Source organism: Streptomyces sp. NPDC001902, from assembly GCF_042891295.1.
Taxonomy (GTDB): domain Bacteria; phylum Actinomycetota; class Actinomycetes; order Streptomycetales; family Streptomycetaceae; genus Actinacidiphila.
This window is the reverse complement of sequence record NZ_JBIATA010000009.1, coordinates 239,680-254,578: the sequence shown is the minus strand read 5'-3', so window position 1 is coordinate 254,578 and position 14,899 is coordinate 239,680. Positions and strand designations below refer to the sequence as shown.

At 73.3% G+C, this 14,899-nt stretch carries 14 protein-coding genes and 1 riboswitch; of the genes, 4 read left to right on the top strand and 10 right to left on the bottom strand.

The genetic code is table 11. The features are described from left to right. Window positions 1–24 precede the first annotated feature (24 nt). The 5 genes from ACFYYN_RS17905 to ACFYYN_RS17885 all read right to left on the bottom strand — a co-directional run bounded on the left by ACFYYN_RS17905 (window position 25) and on the right by ACFYYN_RS17885 (window position 5,450). The gene (locus ACFYYN_RS17905) at window positions 25–1,314 is read right to left on the bottom strand and encodes a bifunctional 3,4-dihydroxy-2-butanone-4-phosphate synthase/GTP cyclohydrolase II (RefSeq protein WP_500324384.1); all 1,290 of its coding nucleotides are present in this window, start codon (window positions 1,312–1,314) and stop codon (window positions 25–27) included. Continuing rightward, entirely contained in the window at window positions 1,311–1,964 is a 654-nt protein-coding gene (locus ACFYYN_RS17900; protein WP_500359534.1) for a nicotinamide mononucleotide transporter family protein, read from the bottom strand. The genes ACFYYN_RS17905 and ACFYYN_RS17900 overlap by 4 nt, the downstream gene beginning before the upstream one ends. Beyond that, window positions 1,961–2,581: a riboflavin synthase gene (locus ACFYYN_RS17895; protein WP_499510739.1), complete on the bottom strand. Its 621-nt coding sequence runs from the start codon at window positions 2,579–2,581 to the stop codon at window positions 1,961–1,963. The genes ACFYYN_RS17900 and ACFYYN_RS17895 overlap by 4 nt, the downstream gene beginning before the upstream one ends. Window position 2,582: 1 nt before the next feature. After that, complete coding sequence (gene ribD, locus ACFYYN_RS17890; RefSeq protein ID WP_500546564.1) at window positions 2,583–3,647, bottom strand: bifunctional diaminohydroxyphosphoribosylaminopyrimidine deaminase/5-amino-6-(5-phosphoribosylamino)uracil reductase RibD; 1,065 nt, start codon at window positions 3,645–3,647, stop codon at window positions 2,583–2,585. A 197-nt stretch (window positions 3,648–3,844) separates the two neighbouring features. Next, window positions 3,845–3,975: riboswitch (FMN riboswitch) on the bottom strand. Between the two features lie 269 nt (window positions 3,976–4,244). Beyond that, window positions 4,245–5,450, bottom strand: a complete 1,206-nt coding sequence (locus ACFYYN_RS17885) for an ROK family transcriptional regulator (protein WP_500546545.1) — start codon at window positions 5,448–5,450, stop codon at window positions 4,245–4,247. 148 nt (window positions 5,451–5,598) lie between these two features. Between ACFYYN_RS17885 and ACFYYN_RS17880 the strand changes: the two genes are divergently transcribed. Further along, entirely contained in the window at window positions 5,599–6,825 is a 1,227-nt protein-coding gene (locus ACFYYN_RS17880) for an MFS transporter (protein WP_500359535.1), read from the top strand. 16 nt (window positions 6,826–6,841) lie between these two features. Continuing rightward, window positions 6,842–7,381 carry a GNAT family N-acetyltransferase gene (locus tag ACFYYN_RS17875; protein WP_500359537.1) on the top strand — a complete coding sequence of 180 codons (540 nt, stop codon included), beginning with the start codon at window positions 6,842–6,844 and terminating at the stop codon, window positions 7,379–7,381. Window positions 7,382–7,831: 450 nt separating this feature from the next. Here ACFYYN_RS17875 and ACFYYN_RS17870 read toward each other — a convergent pair whose 3' ends face one another. After that, on the bottom strand, window positions 7,832–8,683 hold the full coding sequence (locus ACFYYN_RS17870) for a helix-turn-helix transcriptional regulator (RefSeq protein WP_500546563.1): 852 nt from the start codon (window positions 8,681–8,683) through the stop codon (window positions 7,832–7,834). A gap of 134 nt (window positions 8,684–8,817) precedes the next feature. On the opposite strand from ACFYYN_RS17870, the gene ACFYYN_RS17865 reads away from it, so the two are divergent. Continuing rightward, on the top strand, window positions 8,818–9,321 hold the full coding sequence (locus ACFYYN_RS17865; protein WP_500546544.1) for an NAD(P)H-binding protein: 504 nt from the start codon (window positions 8,818–8,820) through the stop codon (window positions 9,319–9,321). Continuing rightward, window positions 9,318–10,007, top strand: a complete 690-nt coding sequence (locus tag ACFYYN_RS17860) for a DUF5995 family protein (protein ID WP_500546543.1) — start codon at window positions 9,318–9,320, stop codon at window positions 10,005–10,007. The genes ACFYYN_RS17865 and ACFYYN_RS17860 overlap by 4 nt, the downstream gene beginning before the upstream one ends. 10 nt (window positions 10,008–10,017) lie before the next feature. Here the strand turns inward: ACFYYN_RS17860 and ACFYYN_RS17855 are convergent, their stop codons facing one another. The 4 genes from ACFYYN_RS17855 to ACFYYN_RS17840 form a co-directional block, all read right to left on the bottom strand. Then, window positions 10,018–11,724, bottom strand: a complete 1,707-nt coding sequence (locus ACFYYN_RS17855) for a flavin monoamine oxidase family protein (RefSeq protein WP_500324391.1) — start codon at window positions 11,722–11,724, stop codon at window positions 10,018–10,020. A gap of 56 nt (window positions 11,725–11,780) precedes the next feature. After that, window positions 11,781–12,581, bottom strand: a complete 801-nt coding sequence (locus ACFYYN_RS17850) for a carbon-nitrogen hydrolase family protein (protein ID WP_500546542.1) — start codon at window positions 12,579–12,581, stop codon at window positions 11,781–11,783. A 182-nt stretch (window positions 12,582–12,763) separates the two neighbouring features. Next, entirely contained in the window at window positions 12,764–13,228 is a 465-nt protein-coding gene (locus ACFYYN_RS17845) for an Lrp/AsnC family transcriptional regulator (protein WP_500324393.1), read from the bottom strand. 180 nt (window positions 13,229–13,408) lie between these two features. Further along, the gene (locus ACFYYN_RS17840; RefSeq protein WP_500546541.1) at window positions 13,409–14,857 is read right to left on the bottom strand and encodes a GuaB1 family IMP dehydrogenase-related protein; all 1,449 of its coding nucleotides are present in this window, start codon (window positions 14,855–14,857) and stop codon (window positions 13,409–13,411) included. Window positions 14,858–14,899 lie beyond the last annotated feature (42 nt).

Genomic DNA, 14,899 nt, shown 5'->3' with positions numbered 1-14,899 from the left:
TCGTGGTGCTGCTTGGGGGCGGGCCTACTGGTTGCGGCAGGCACCGGTGGGGGCCGGGTCCAGCCAGGGCAGGTCGTGGCCCATGCGGTCCCGCTTGGTGCGCAGGTACCGCAGGTTGTGCTCGCCGGCCGCGATCGGCATGGCGACGCGCTCGGCGACCTTCAGGCCGTGCCGCTCGAGGGCCTCGGTCTTGTCGGGGTTGTTGGTCATCAGGCGCAGGGAGTGCACGCCGAGGTCGGACAGCATCTGGGCGGCGGCGCCGTAGTCGCGGGCGTCGGCGGGCAGTCCGAGTTCCAGGTTGGCGTCGAGCGTGTCCCGGCCGCGCTCCTGGAGCTCGTACGCGCGCAGCTTGGACATCAGGCCGATGCCCCGGCCCTCGTGGCCGCGGAGGTAGACCACGACGCCCCGGCCCTCGGCTGCCACCCGTTCGAGTGAGGCCTGGAGCTGCGGTCCGCAGTCGCAGCGCAGCGAGTGGAAGACGTCGCCGGTGAGGCACTCGGAGTGGACGCGGACGAGGACGTCCTCGCCGTCGCCGATCTCACCGGCCGCGAGCGCGATGTGCTCGACGCCGTCGACGGTGCTGCGGTAGCCGTACGCGCGGAAGTCGCCGAAGGCGGTGGGCAGCCGGGTCTCGGCCTCGCGGCGCACGGTCGGCTCCGAGCTGCGGCGGTAGGTCACCAGGTCCTCGATGGAGATGATGGCCAGGCCGTGCTTGCGGGCGAAGTGGACCAGCTCGGGCAGGCGCGCCATCGTGCCGTCCTCGTTGGCGATCTCCACGATGGCGGCGGCCGGGCGCAGTCCGGCGAGCCGGGCCAGGTCGACGCCCGCCTCGGTGTGGCCGTTGCGGGTGAGGACGCCGCCGGACTTGGCGCGCAGCGGGAAGACGTGGCCGGGCCGGACGAAGTCGCCGGGGACGGAGTCGCCGGAGGCCAGCAGCCGGATCGTGGTCGCCCGGTCGGCGGCGGAGATGCCGGTGGTGACCCCGTGGACGGCGCTCGCGTCGACGGAGACCGTGAACGCGGTCTGCATGGACTCGGTGTTGGAGTCCACCATCTGCGGCAGGTCGACCCGGTCCAGGTCGTGCTCCTCCATGGGCACGCAGATCAGACCACGGCACTCGGTCATCATGAACGCGACGATCTCCGGGGTGGCCTTCTCGGCCGCGATGATGAGGTCGCCCTCGTTCTCGCGGTTCTCGTCGTCCACGACGACGACGGGCCGGCCGGCCGCTATGTCGGCGATCGCACGCTCGACGGGGTCGAGGACGATCGGGGCGTCCTCCGCCACGTAGAGGGTGTGCAGTGCGGTGGTCATGCGGCCGCTCCTTCCAGGACGGGCCCGCCGTGCCGCGGGACCCGGGTCTGCTGCCACCAGGCGTACATGCCGGCGATCACGAGAACGAAGTAGATGACGTACACGAGCGCGGAGAACTTCAGGTCGCTGTTCCAGGCGAGGGGGACGCCGACCGCGTCGACGGCGAGCCAGGCGAACCAGAACTCGACCCAGCCCCTGGCCATGGCCACCATCGCGGCGACGGTGCCGACGAAGATGTAGGCGTCCGGCCAGGGGTTCCAGGACAGCGACGGGTAGAGCGTGAAGAGGCCGACGACCCCGAACAGTCCGGCCGCCGTGCCGGCGACCAGCAGGCCCCGCTCGCGCCAGGTGGCGAAGCGGACCCGGATCTCGCCGCCGTCCCGGACGCCGCGGCGCCACTGGAACCAGCCCCACACGGCGACGCCGATGACGAGCAGCTGCTTGCCGACGCCGCCGGTGAGCTGTGCCGACCAGTACGCGGCGACGAGCACCGCACCGGACAGCAGCTGGACCGGCCAGGCCCACACCGAGCGGCGCCACCCCAGGGCGAGACCGGCCAGGCCGAGGCCGTTGCCGACCACGTCGGTCCACTTGAAGTGCTCACCGAAGGCGGAGAAGGCGACACTGTTCAGGGTGTCGAGGGCGCTCATTCCGCCGGAGCCCCCTTCGGTGCCCCGGCCCGCTCCCCGTACAGCCGCTCGACGTACTTGGCGATCACGTCGACCTCGAGGTTCACCGGGTCGCCGGGCTGCTTGAAGCCGAGCGTGGTGAGGTCGAGGGTGGTCGGGATCAGGCTGACGGAGAAGAAGTCGGGACCGGCCTCGACGACCGTGAGGCTGATGCCGTCGACGGTGATCGAGCCCTTCTCGACCACGTAGCGGGACAGCTCCGCCGGCAGCGAGATCCTCACGATCTCCCAGTGCTCGGCGGGGGTCCGCGAGATCACCGCGCCGGTGCCGTCCACGTGGCCCTGGACGAGGTGACCGCCGAGGCGGCCGCCCAGCTCCATCGGGCGCTCCAGGTTGACCCGGCTGCCGGGGTTCAGCGCGCCGAGGCTGGAGCGCTTGAGGGTCTCGGCCATCACGTCGGCGGTGAACTCGCCGTCCGCGGTGTCGACGACGGTGAGGCACACCCCGTTGACCGCGATCGAGTCGCCGTGCTTGGCGCCCTCGGTGACGACCGGACCGCGCAGACGGAAGCGGGAGGCGTCGCCCAGGTCCTCGACGGCGACGACGTCGCCCAGCTCTTCGACGATTCCGGTGAACACGTCAGTTCTCCTCGGTGCGGCTCGGGTAGGCAGTAATACGCAGGTCGGGGCCGATGCGTTCGATCTCGGCGACGTCGAGCCGCAACGCGTGCGCGATGGTGGTGATTCCCGCGTCCCCCAGGGCCGCGGGTCCGGCCCCCAGGAGGGCCGGTGCGAGGTAGCCGACGACCTTGTCGACGGCGCCCGCGGCGACGAAGGCGCCGGCGAGCGTGGGGCCGCCCTCCAGCAGCACGGAGCGGACGCCGCGGCCGTACAGCTCGGCAAGCAGCGCGGTGACGGCGACGCCGCTGCCGGTGCGGGGCAGGCGGGCCACGTCGACGCCCGGCAGGTGGGCGGTGTCGGTGTCCTCGGCGACGGCGACCAGGGTCGGGGCGGTGCCGTCCAGCACCCGGGCGCCGGGGGTGATCTTGGCGTTGGTGTCGACGACCACCCGCAGCGGCTGGGTGAAGGTGCCCTCCACGCCGCGCACGGCCAGGTGGGGGTCGTCGGCGCGCAGGGTGCCGGAGCCGACGACGACGGCGTCGGACTCGGCGCGCAGCCGGTGCACGTCGGCACGGGAGGCGGCGGAGCTGATCCAGCGACTGGTGCCGTCGGCGGCGGCGATGCGGCCGTCGAGGGTGCTCGCGTACTTCCACAGCACGAAGGGCCGCTGCTCGCGGGAGGCGGTGAGCCACACCTCGTTGCCGCGGGCGGCCTCGGCCTCCATGAGCCCGCTCTCCACGGCGATCCCGGCGGCGGCCAGCGTGGCACCGCCTCCGGTCGCCGCGGGGGTGGGGTCCGCGACGGCGTAGACGACGCGGGAGACGCCGGCCGCGATGAGGGCCTGGGCGCACGGGCCGGTGCGACCGGTGTGGTTGCAGGGTTCGAGGGTGACGACGGCGGTGCCGCCGCGGGCCGCGCCGCCGGCCGCGCGCAGGGCGTGGACCTCGGCGTGGGGTCCGCCCGCCTGCTGGTGCCAGCCCTCGCCGGCGATCTCGCCGCCTGCGTCGAGGATCACGGCGCCGACGACGGGGTTGGGGCTCGTCGAGCCCACGCCGTGGGCGGCGAGCTCTATGGCCCGGCGCATCGCGTCGGCTTCACCGGGTGTTGCCACCGGGTCCTCCTGCCTCATCGGGCACGGACTCCGGGGCTGTGCGGAACACAGAGCGGACGTGAGCCTCGGGGACACCGCGGCCGGTGCGGGGCTGCGTCCGCCCGTGCCACCCGTTTCCGGGGGACACGCACCCACGCTGCCGCCGACGGCGGTGTACCGATGCCCGTCCGCCGCGCACTGCCTCCCATCCGGACTTTAACCGTCGGTCCAGGAATTTCACCTGGTCAACCGGCCGCTGGATGCGGACGGGTCGCGGACTGTAACCGCCGGTTCGGAGTTTCACCGACCCCGGAGTGCGCTGAACGTCACTGGTACTGCTCCACAGTCTGCCACGAAGGTTCCTTGCGGACGCAAGGGATCGCTGTGGATTGGCTCACACGGGATCGGTCCGACCGCTCTGACCCCTCGGGCCGCCGCCATGGCTTCCGGTCAACACGGCCCATGGGAGCGCCCGTTGAGGCCGGCGCGAACCGCATCGGCGGAGCGGGTTCACCCGGGGGGACTCCGGTCGTACGCCGGCGCCTGCGAACGTCAGGCGGCCGAGGGGCGGTTGCCCCGGAGCGCCGGACGTCACACCTCGGGTGTGAACACCGCGTCCTGCGCCGCGTCCATCGCCGACAGCACCGCGCCGCGCAGCACCGCGCTGCCCGCGACGGTCCCCGCCCGCACCTGGGTCGGCAGCGGGGACATCCGCGCGAGCCGTTCCTCGACCCGGGCGGCCAGGTCCTCGCCCCCGGCCCGGCCCACCTCGCCGCCCAGCACCACGCAGCCGGGGTCGAGCACGGCGGTGACGGCTGCCACCCCGATCACCACCCGGTCCGCCAGCGCGTCGAGGAAGAGCTCGCCCTGCTTGCCGTCCGCCCGGGCCGCGGTCACCACCGCCTCGGCCGCCAGGGCGTCGTCGTCGCCGGACACCGGCATCCCGTGCGAGCGCGCCAGGGCGCACACCGCCGCGCTGCCCGCCAGCGAGTGGAAACCGCCCTCGCACCCGCTGGCCGTCGGCAGTTGGAAGGTCCCCGGAACGGGCAGGAAGCCGATCTCCCCCGTACCGCCCGAGGCACCGCGCCGCAGGACCCCGCCCAGCACCACCGCGGCGCCCACCCCGTGACCCAGCCACAGCAGGACGAAGTCCTCGCGGTCGCGCACGGCGCCCAGGCGCCGCTCGGCGACGGCCGCGAGGTTGACCTCGTTCTCCAGCAGCACCGGGAGGGAGAGCCGCCTGCGCAGTTCGGCGACGAGCGCCGAGTGCCAGGCCGGCAACTGCCCGGTGGCCCGCAGTTCGCCGGTGGCCGGGTCGACCAGGCCGGGCGCGCCGACCGCGACGGTGTGCAGCGCGCCGGCGCCGGCGGTGCGCGCGGTCCGCTCCAGCAGCGCCACCGAGCGCCGCACCGTGCGCTGCGGATCGCCGAACGGGTCCACCGGCAGGACGGCGCTGCCGATGGTGTTCCCCAGCAGGTCGGCCACCTCGAGGGCGACGCTGTGGGTGCGGACGTCGAAGGCCGCCAGCTGCGCCCGGTCGGCGACGATCCCGTACACCCGCGCGTTGGGGCCGCGCCGGTCGGCTCCCGTCTCGCCGACCACCGTGATCAGCCCGGACTCCTGCAGCCTTTCGACCAGGTCGGCGACGCTCGGACGGGACAGCCCGGTGAGGGACTTGAGCTGGGCCGCCGTCAACGGGCCCTCGCGCTGCAGCAGTTCCAGGGCCAGCCGGTCGTTGATCGCCCGGGCGGTGCGGGGGGAGGCGGTGCGCCCGGCGTGGGATCGCATGGCGGTCATGGACGGATCCTTCCAGAAGCCGTCGCGCAGGTGCGAGGGCGGGCGACAGGGGCCCCGGTGCGGGACCGTGGCAGGAGGCAATCTATCTTTCAGGAAGCCTGCCTGATAATTTATGCCCCGAGCACGGCGGGACCAGACTGGAGGGAACATGCCGACGAAGCCGACGACCCCGACGGGGAAGACCGACCCGCGACTGCGGCGCGCCCATCTCGCCGTCGCCGCCGTGTTCGCCGTGCACGGCGCGGTGACCGGCAGCTTCGCCACCCGGGTGCCCTGGATCCAGGAGCACGCGGGGCTCAGCGCCGGACAGCTCGGCTTCGCGCTCGTCTTCGCGGCCCTCGGCGCCTCCGTCGCGATGCCGCTCGCCGCCCGCGTCGCCCACCACATGGGCATGCGCAACGCGCTGCGCCTCCTGCTGGGCCTGTGGTGCGCCTCGCTGGCGCTGCCCGCCCTCTCCTCCGGACTGGGCTGGCTGTGCGGGGCGATGTTCGTTTACGGGGCCTCGGCCGGCATGGCCGACGTCGTCATGAACGCCCAGGGCGTCGAGGTCGAGGAACGCCTCGGCCGCTCGATCATGTCCGGGCTGCACGGCATGTGGAGCGCCGGCACCCTGCTCGGCTCCCTCTTCGGCGTCCTCGCCGCCCACGCGGAACTCGACGCGCGCCTCCACCTCACCGCCGCGGCCGTCCTGCTCGTCGTGCTGGGCCAGGTGGTCTGCAGCGGAGTGCTCGACCTGCGGCCCGCCGCGTCGGAGGAGGCCCCCGCGCGCTTCGCCCTGCCGCCCCGCGCCGCCCTGGTCATCGGCGCCATCGGCTTCTGCGCCGTCTTCGCGGAGGGCGCCAGCATGGACTGGAGCGCGGTCTACCTCCGTGACATCGCCGGCGCCTCCCCCGGTGTCGCCGCCGCGTCCTACACCGCGTTCGCGTGCACCATGGCCGTGTCCCGTCTCCTCGGCGACCTCGTCGTCCGCCGTTTCGGACCGGTCCGCACCGTACGCTTCGGCGGCCTGCTCGCCACGGTGGGCGGCGTCCTCGTCGCCACGGCGTCCACGCAGGTCACCACCATCGCGGGCTTCGCCCTCATCGGCGTGGGCATCGCCGTGGTCGTGCCGCTGTGCTTCGCCGCGGCCGGGCGCAGCGGGCCCAACGCGAGCCAGGCCATCGCGGGCGTCGCCACCGTCACCTACACCTCCGGGCTGGTGGCTCCGGCCGCCATCGGCTCCATCGCGGAGGCCAGCTCCCTGCAGGTCTCCTTCGGCCTGGTCACCCTGCTCGCCGCCGGGCTCGCCGTGGGCGCGGGCGTGCTCCGGCGCGCGGGCACCGTCTCCGTGGAGCGCGACCGCAAACCCGTGGCGGCGACGACCCCGCAGGCCTAGCGTGCCGCCCATGCACATGCGGATCTTCCTGGAGACCGAGCGGCTGCGACTGCGGCACTTCACCGACACCGACGCGGACGCCGAACTGCTCGTCGCGCTCGACAGCGACCCCGAGGTCATGCGCTACCTGGGCAACGGCCGCCCCACGCCCTCCGACGTCATCCGGCACGAGGTCCTGCCCCGCTTCGCACGCTCCCAGGTCTGGGCGGCGGAGGAACTCTCCACCGGGCACTTCGTCGGCTGGTTCGCCCTCACCCCCCGCCCCGGCGGCCCCGCCGACGACCTCGAACTCGGGTACCGCCTGCGCCGCGCCGCCTGGGGCCGCGGCTACGCCACGGAGGGGTCCCGCGCCCTGGTCCGCAAGGCCTTCACCGACCTGGGCGCGGAGCGCGTCCACGCGGAGACGATGTTCGTCAACGCGCGGTCGCGGCGCGTGATGGAGAAGGCGGGGCTGTCGTTCGTCCGGGTCTTCCACGAGGAGTGGGACGAGGCGTTGCCGGGAGCGGAACAGGGGGAGGTCGAGTACGCGGTCACGCGCACGGCGTGGGCCGACTAACGGCTGCGCCGGGCTCCCCGGGTGTTTGTGTGCGGCTCCGTTGCGCCTGCGGCGGGCGTCCACCCGCCTCCCGCCCTCCCCCAGCCTTCGGCCGGGGGGACCCCCATGGGCACACCCCGCCACACCCCCTCCTGCCGTGAAGGCGACTAATGGCCGGACGGGGTTCAGAAGGCGGTCCGGGTTCGCCGCAAGTTCCTTACTCACCCCCCCACCGGCCGTCATGCGCCCCAACCGGCATGAGGGGGTGTGGCGGGGTGCGCCCGGAAGCGACGAGCGGGGGACCCGGCACCGAATACTGCAGGGGTAAACCGCGAGCGCTGAGGACGTGCGCCGGCGCGGCCCCGACCCCAACCCAACAGAGCGCAGGCCCGCACTGACCGCGCCGGGCAATCGGGCGGGAGGGCGGGGGAGAAACCCCAACCGCAACCACACGCACGCGCACACACCAACTCACCGCACCGCAAGATCCTGCAGGCCCACAACGCGAAGCAACCGCAACCGCTCGTAGGACTCGCTCCCCGGCCGCGCCGTGTACACGATCAACCGCTGATCATGCTCCGCACTGAGCAGCACCTCGCACTCCAGCTCCATCAGCCCCACCACCGGATGCTGGAACCGCTTCACATCCGCGCGCCGCACGGCGACCTCGTGCTCGTCCCACAGCCTCGAGAACTCCGCGCTGCGCCCCCGCAGTTCCGCGACCAGCGCGCCCGCGCGCGCGTCGTCGGGCCGGGCGGCCAGGACCGCACGCAGGTGGGCGACGTGACGCCGGGCCTGCTCCTCCCGGTCCCCCGGAGGGAAGAGCTCGCGCGCCGCCGGGTCGAGGAAGAAGCGGCGGACGATGTTGCGCTCCCCCGGCGGCCGGGAGGCCGCGTCGCCGACGAGCGCCGCGGCCATCGCGTTCTGGGCGAGGACGTCCCCCGCGTCGCTGACGACCTGCGCCGGGGTGTCGTCGAGCCGGTCCAGCACCAGCAGCAGTCCGGGCCGTACGTGCCCCGCGGCGCCGGCGTCGCGGGTGCCGCGGGGCGGTTCCTCGCCGGCCAGGTGGAAGAGGTGGTCCCGTTCGTCCTCGGACAGGCGCAGCGCACGGGCGAGCGCGCCCAGGATCTGGCGGGACGGCCGGGGGCCCCGTGACTGTTCGAGCCGGGTGTAGTAGTCCGCGGACATCCCGGCGAGCTGGGCGACCTCCTCGCGGCGCAGCCCGGGGGTGCGCCGCCGGACGCCGACCACCAGGCCCACGTCGGAGGGGGCGAGGCGGGCACGGCTGCGGCGCAGGAAGTCGGCGAGCTGCGCGCGGTCGATGTCCACGTTTCAAGCATCCCGCCGGGCCGGGACCTTATCCAGGGAGTGTCGATCCCCGGATGCGGAGGTCTCTCCCGCGCCGCCGCGGGCCGCCGCAGTCGGGTCGGCAGCCGCTTCGTGCCGAGGCTGCTGCAGTGGTGCCGCCGGGCGAGGAGGTGCGGGTGCTCGTGCGGGACGCGGAGCGGGGCGAGGGGCCCACCCGGCTGGGGGCACGGATCGCGACCGGGGACCTGCGGGGCCCGGAGGACCTGCGCGAGGCCCTGGCGGGCATGGATGCGGTCGTGCACCTGGCGGCGCTGTTCCCGGACGGCTCGCAGGAGGGCACCACGCCGGCGCGGGCAGCCGCCGAGGCCGGGGCGACGCGTTTCGTGCAGGCGAGCACGAACCTGGTGTACGGCGAGGGCCGGGGCCGCCCCCTGGCGCAGCCCCTGCGCCGGGCCCCCGGCGTCGGGGGCCCGGCGTACAACATCGCCGACGCCGCGCCAGTGCCGGCGGTGGGAGGAGCCGGGCTTCCGGCCGCAGTATCCGTCGGTGCGGACGGCCCGCGACGCGGGCGCGCTCTGACTCACCCGATCCGGGGACGCCACGGCCGCCGTGCCGCGAACGCCGCCCGGCCTGCTGGGACGCTGTGCCCATGACGACGGCACGGCGGCCGGCCCCGGTGGGGGTGGGCCAGGTGGTGGCGCGCATGCGCGCGCTCGGCACGGCGCTCCCGCCGGGGGACGGGGTGGCGGTGTTCAACCGTGTCTACCTGTCGGTCACGGAGGAAATGGACGGCCGGCTGGCGGCGGGCGGCTTCGGCGATCCCGTCGCCGCCGCCGTGCTGGCCGCCCGTTTCGCCGCCCGTTACCTGCGGGCGGTCGACGGCGCGACCGACCGCCGTGCCGTCCCGGCCTGCTGGCGGCCGCTGCTGCAGTTGCGCGGGCACCGCGGCGTCCGCCCGCTGCAGTTCGCGCTGGCCGGGATCAACGCGCACGTGGGTCACGACCTGGCGCTCGCGGTGGTGGACACCTGCTCCGCGCTGGGGTGCGAGCCGCCTTCCCTGGAACGGGACTTCGATCGCGTGGGCGATCTGCTGACGTCCGTGGAGGAACGCGTCAGGGAGGAACTGATGCCCGGCCCCGATCTGCTGGACCTCGCCGACCCGCTGACCCATCTCGCCGGTTCCTGGAGCCTGGAACGCGCGCGGGACGCGGCGTGGGCCGCGTCCCGCGTGCTGTGGTCCCTGCGCGGACTGCCGGAGGTGTACGAGGAGTTCGCCGAGAAGCTCGACTCCGGGGTCGGGCTGGTGGGGCGCTTCCTGCTGACCCCGCTGGCCCGCTGAGGGGGGCGTGTCAGTCCTCGTCGAGCATGACCGGCGCGATCTCGTCGTAGAGGTCGCCCGGGCCCGGGTTGGTCGGGTCCGTGGTGCCGCCGAACTGGTGCATCACGCCCCACACGGCGTTGAGCGCGGTCTGCACGGCGCCCTCGGCCCAGCCCGCGGTCCATGAGATGTCGTCGCCCGCGAGGTAGATGCCGCGCTTGTCCTCGGGGAGGGTGTCCTGCATGAAGTGGGTGAACAGGCGCCGCTGGTAGCGGTAGTGACCGGGCAGGTTCGCCTTGAACGCGCCCATGAAGTAGGGCTCGTTCTCCCAGGAGACGGTCACCGGGTTGCCGATGATGTGCCCCCGGATGTCGACCTTCGGGTAGATCTCGCCGAGCGACTTGAGCATGACCTCCATGCGCTCGGACGCGCTCAGCGGCAGCCACTTGAGGCTGTCGTCGCACCACGTGTACGACAGGCAGATCACGGCCGGCTCGTCCGGGCCGTTGTCCAGCAGGTAGGTGCCGCGGGTCATGCGGTCGGTGAGCGTCATGCTCATCACGTCGCGGCCCGTCTGCTCGTCCTTGTCCAGCCAGAACGGCCGGTCGACCGGGACGAAGAGCTTGCTGGACTCCATGTAGTGGGTGCGCTCGATCGCCGTCCAGTGGTCGATCGGGAAGAGCGAGTCGTCGCAGTCGATCTTGCTGAGCAGCATCCAGCTCTGCGCGGTGAAGATCGCGGCGCGGTAGGTGCGGATGTCGCCGTCGGCGTCGGTGACGGTGATCCGGTTGCCGGCGGTGCGGTGCAGTCGGGTCACGGCCGGGCGGGGGTCGCCGCCGTGCAGGGACTTCAGCGAGGTGCCGAGCGGCCAGTGGACGATCTTCTGCGGTTCGCGTTCCCACAGCCGCAGCGGCAGTTGCTGGCTGCCTCCGACGATGCCGCGGTGGTGGTCGTCGGCCTCGGTGTAGACGACGCGCAGGATCTCCAGGATGGAGTTGGGGAAGTCGGTGTCCCAGCCGCCGGTGCCGAAGCCGACCTGGCCGAAGATCTCCCGGTGGCGGAAGGACTTGAACGCCTCGGAGTCGCAGAGGAACCCGTAGAAGGTCTGGTTGTCCAGCTTCTCGACCAGCTTCGCCCAGATCTCGCGGATGCGCGGGACGTCGCGCTCACGCATCGCGCGGTTCATGTCGGAGAAGTCCGCGCCCTCCTCCAGGCAGGCGTTCCAGGCGTGCGCGACGTCGCGGTAGACCTGCGGCAGGTCGTCGATGGTCTGCGCGTAGTGGGACTCGCCCTTGAGGTCGACGACGGTCGACGGGGTCTCGGGGGCCAGCGGGTTGGGGAAGGGCGTGGTCTCCAGGCCCACCAGGTCGATGTAGTGCTGCAGGGCGGTGGAGGACGGCGGGAAGCGCATCGCGCCCATCTCTGCGGTCAGGTTCTCGTCGCAGCCCTCGAAGCCGACGGTGCGCAGCCGGCCGCCGATGCGGTCGGCCTCGTAGACGACGGGCTTGAGGCCCATCTTCATCAGCTCGTACGCGGCGACGATGCCGGACAGGCCGCCGCCGATGACCGCGACCTCCGCCCCGTGTTCGGTCGCCGGTATGGAGCCGAGGCCCGCGGCGCTCGCCAGGAAGTCGTCGTAGGCGAACGGGAAGTCCGGGCCGAACATGGTGATCGGCGGGGCCGACCGCACCTCGGGGTGCTGCTCGTCGTGGACCGCGGTGGGCACCGTGGACGTCATGGCGTGGTTCTCCTGGCTGTGAAGCGGTCAGGCGGGGCGGGGGAAGGGGGTCGGGATCAGCCCAGCGAGCGGTACAGCTCGGGGCGGCGGTCCTCGAGGTAGGGCGTCTCCTCGCGGACCGCGCGCAGGAGATCCGGGTCGGCGTCGGCGACGACCAGCTCCTCGGTGGCTCCGGCCCGGGCGCGTACGGCGCCGTCGGGTCCGGCGAGGCAGCTCTGCCCCGCGAAGTCGAAATCGCCCTCGGGGCCGCAGCGGTTGGCGTAGGCGACGTGCAGCTGGCTCTCGTACGCGCGGGCCGGCACCAGGGTCTGCGGGACGAACTCGTAGGGCCGCATCAGCGCGGTGGGCACCGCGAGCAGCTGGGTGCCGGCGAGGGCGTGGGACCGCACGGTCTCCGGGAACTCGACGTCGTAGCAGATGAGGATGCCGATCCGGACGCCGTCGAGCTCGGCCTGGACGACGGCGTCGTCGCCGGGGGTGAACCAGGTCCGCTCGAAGTCGCCGAAGAGGTGGGTCTTGCGGTAGTTGGCGAGGCGTCCGCCGTCCGGCCCGATCAGCTGGGCGGAGTTGAAGACGCCGCAGCCGTCGCGCTCGGGGTAGCCGTAGACGATGCCCAGGCCGTGCTCGGCGGCGATCCGGCCGACCCGGGCGGCGGCCGGCCCGTCGGCCGCCTCGGCGAGGCCCGGGACCGCGTCGCCGAGGGCGTAGCCGGTCAGGTACATCTCGGGCGTGACGAGCAGGCGGGCTCCCGCGGCGGAGGCCCGGCGCGCGGCGGCGTCGAGCGCGGCCAGGCTGTCGTCCACGGAGGAGGGGACGCCGCTCGGGCCTTGGTACAGCGCGGTGCGCAGCGGCGCCATGGAGCCTCTTTCGCCTGGTGGGGAGCCTGTTCCGGATCTGCCTCGACGGTACGATTCCGGGCGTCGTGGCGACAAGACGCGTCCGTTGCGCACCGACCGCCGATTCGTTGCGCGCCGGGGCGCAGCGGCGGCGATTCGTTGCGCGGGGCCGGACCCGGCTCCCCGGCCCGGCCCGCCCGCGGTCACGGCTCCGGCTGGTCCGGCACTCCCGTGTAGCGGCGCAGCAGCGGCGACAGCACCAGGACGGACTTGGTGCGCTCCACGAAGGGCTCGCCGGCGATCCGCTCCAGGACGCGCTCGAAGTGGCGCACGTCGGCGGCGTAGATCTGGACGACGGCGTCCGCCTCGCCGGTGACGGTCGAGGCGGACGCCACCTCCGGGTAGCGCGACAGGCCGCGCCGGATGTCGTCGGGCGAGGTGTTGTGGCGGCAGTAGAGCTCGACGAACGCCTCGGTCTCCCAGCCCAGCGCGGAGGGCTCGACGCGGACGGTGAAACCCGTGATGGCGCCCTCCGCCAGCAGCCGGTCGACCCGGCGCTTGACGGCGGGGGCGGAGAGCCCGACGAGGGAGCCGATGTCGGCGAAGGAGCGGCGGGCGTCCTGGGCGAGGGCGTGGACGATGCGTTCGTCGAGTTCGTTCAGTCGCACTGGGGGTGGGTCACTTCTCTTCGCGAGCGAGCTGGGAACGGCGCGTGCCGTACGCACACCAGACTACGAGGCCGACCGCCGTCCACCCCGGCGGAGCACTCCCGGGTGATCGCGTCGAGGCGGGAACGCGGGTGCCCCCGTCCGCGGAAGCGGACGGGGGCACCCGGGCAGCGGTGCCGGCTACTGCCAGCTGGCGTGCAGCGGCTTGCCCTCGGCGTAGCCGGCGGCGCTCTGGATGCCGACGACGGCCTTCTCGGCGAACTCGGCGAGGTTGGCGGCCCCGGCGTAGGTGCAGGAGCTGCGGACGCCCGCGATGATCGAGTCGATGAGGTCCTCGACACCCGGGCGGCCCGGGTCGAGGAACATCCGCGAGGTGGAGATGCCCTCCTCGAACAGCCCCTTGCGGGCGCGGTCGTAGGCGGACTCCTCGCTCGTGCGGTTGGCCACGGCGCGGGCGGAGGCCATGCCGAAGCTCTCCTTGTACGGCCGGCCGTCGGCGGTCTGCTGCAGGTCGCCGGGCGACTCGTAGGTGCCCGCGAACCAGGAGCCGATCATGACGTTGGACGCGCCGGCGGCGAGCGCCATGGCGACGTCGCGCGGGTGCCGGACGCCACCGTCGGCCCAGACGTGCTTGCCGTACCGGGCGGCCTCGGCGGCGCACTCCATGACGGCGGAGAACTGCGGCCGGCCCACGCCGGTCATCATGCGGGTGGTGCACATGGCGCCCGGGCCCACGCCGACCTTGACGATGTCGGCACCAGCCTCGATCAGGTCGCGCACGCCCTCGGCGGAGACCACGTTGCCGGCCACGACCGGCACCTGCGGGTCCAGGGCGCGGACGGCCTTCACGGCCTGGATCATGCTCTCCTGGTGACCGTGGGCGGTGTCGACGACGAGCGTGTCGACTCCCGCGTCGAGCAGCTGCTTGGCCTTGCCCGCCACGTCGCCGTTGATGCCGACGGCGGCGGCGATGCGCAGCCGCCCGCCGGCGTCGGTGGCGGGGGTGTAGAGGGTGGCGCGCAGCGCTGCCTTGCGGGTGAGGATCCCGGCCAGCCTGCCGTCGGCGTCCACCGCGGGGGCGAGCTTGCGGTTGGCCTCCTCCAGGCGGTTGAAGGCCTCGCGCGGGTCGATGTCCGCGGGCAGCAGCAGGAGGTCCTTGGACATCACCACGGAGACCTGGGTGAAGCGGTCCACACCGGTGAGGTCGTGCTCGGTGACGATGCCGACCGGACGGCCGTCCTCGACGACGACGGCGGCACCGTGCGCCCGCTTGGGCAGCAGCGCCAGGGCGTCGGCGACGGTGGCGTGCGGGCCGAGCACGATCGGGGTGTCGAGCACGAGGTGCCGCTGCTTCACCCAGGTGATCACCTCGGCGATCACATCGATCGGGATGTCCTGGGGGATGACCACCAGACCTCCGCGCCGGGCGACGGTCTCGGCCATGCGGCGGCCGGCGATCGCGGTCATGTTGGCGACCACGAGCGGGATGGTGGTGCCGGTGCCGTCCGGGGCCGAGAGGTCGACCGCTTGGCGGGAACCCACCGCCGAGCGGCTGGGGACCATGAACACGTCGTCGTACGTCAGGTCGTACGGAGGCTTTGCATCATTGAGGAAACGCACGTACTTCATTTTTGCACGGACCGGGCCGGAACGAACACGGAGGAAACTCTG

What these genes read in the sequence shown, in the direction of transcription:
- ACFYYN_RS17840 (WP_500546541.1), bottom strand. Translation starts at nt 14,857, where the DNA reads ATGAAGTACGTGCGTTTCCTCAATGATGCAAAGCCTCCGTACGACCTG.
- ACFYYN_RS17905 (WP_500324384.1), bottom strand. Translation starts at nt 1,314, where the DNA reads ATGACCACCGCACTGCACACCCTCTACGTGGCGGAGGACGCCCCGATC.
- ACFYYN_RS17880 (WP_500359535.1), top strand. Translation starts at nt 5,599, where the DNA reads ATGCCGACGAAGCCGACGACCCCGACGGGGAAGACCGACCCGCGACTG.
- ACFYYN_RS17875 (WP_500359537.1), top strand. Translation starts at nt 6,842, where the DNA reads ATGCGGATCTTCCTGGAGACCGAGCGGCTGCGACTGCGGCACTTCACC.
- ACFYYN_RS17860 (WP_500546543.1), top strand. Translation starts at nt 9,318, where the DNA reads ATGACGACGGCACGGCGGCCGGCCCCGGTGGGGGTGGGCCAGGTGGTG.
- ACFYYN_RS17850 (WP_500546542.1), bottom strand. Translation starts at nt 12,581, where the DNA reads ATGGCGCCGCTGCGCACCGCGCTGTACCAAGGCCCGAGCGGCGTCCCC.
- ACFYYN_RS17885 (WP_500546545.1), bottom strand. Translation starts at nt 5,450, where the DNA reads ATGACCGCCATGCGATCCCACGCCGGGCGCACCGCCTCCCCCCGCACC.
- ACFYYN_RS17855 (WP_500324391.1), bottom strand. Translation starts at nt 11,724, where the DNA reads ATGACGTCCACGGTGCCCACCGCGGTCCACGACGAGCAGCACCCCGAG.
- ribD (WP_500546564.1), bottom strand. Translation starts at nt 3,647, where the DNA reads ATGCGCCGGGCCATAGAGCTCGCCGCCCACGGCGTGGGCTCGACGAGC.
- ACFYYN_RS17900 (WP_500359534.1), bottom strand. Translation starts at nt 1,964, where the DNA reads ATGAGCGCCCTCGACACCCTGAACAGTGTCGCCTTCTCCGCCTTCGGT.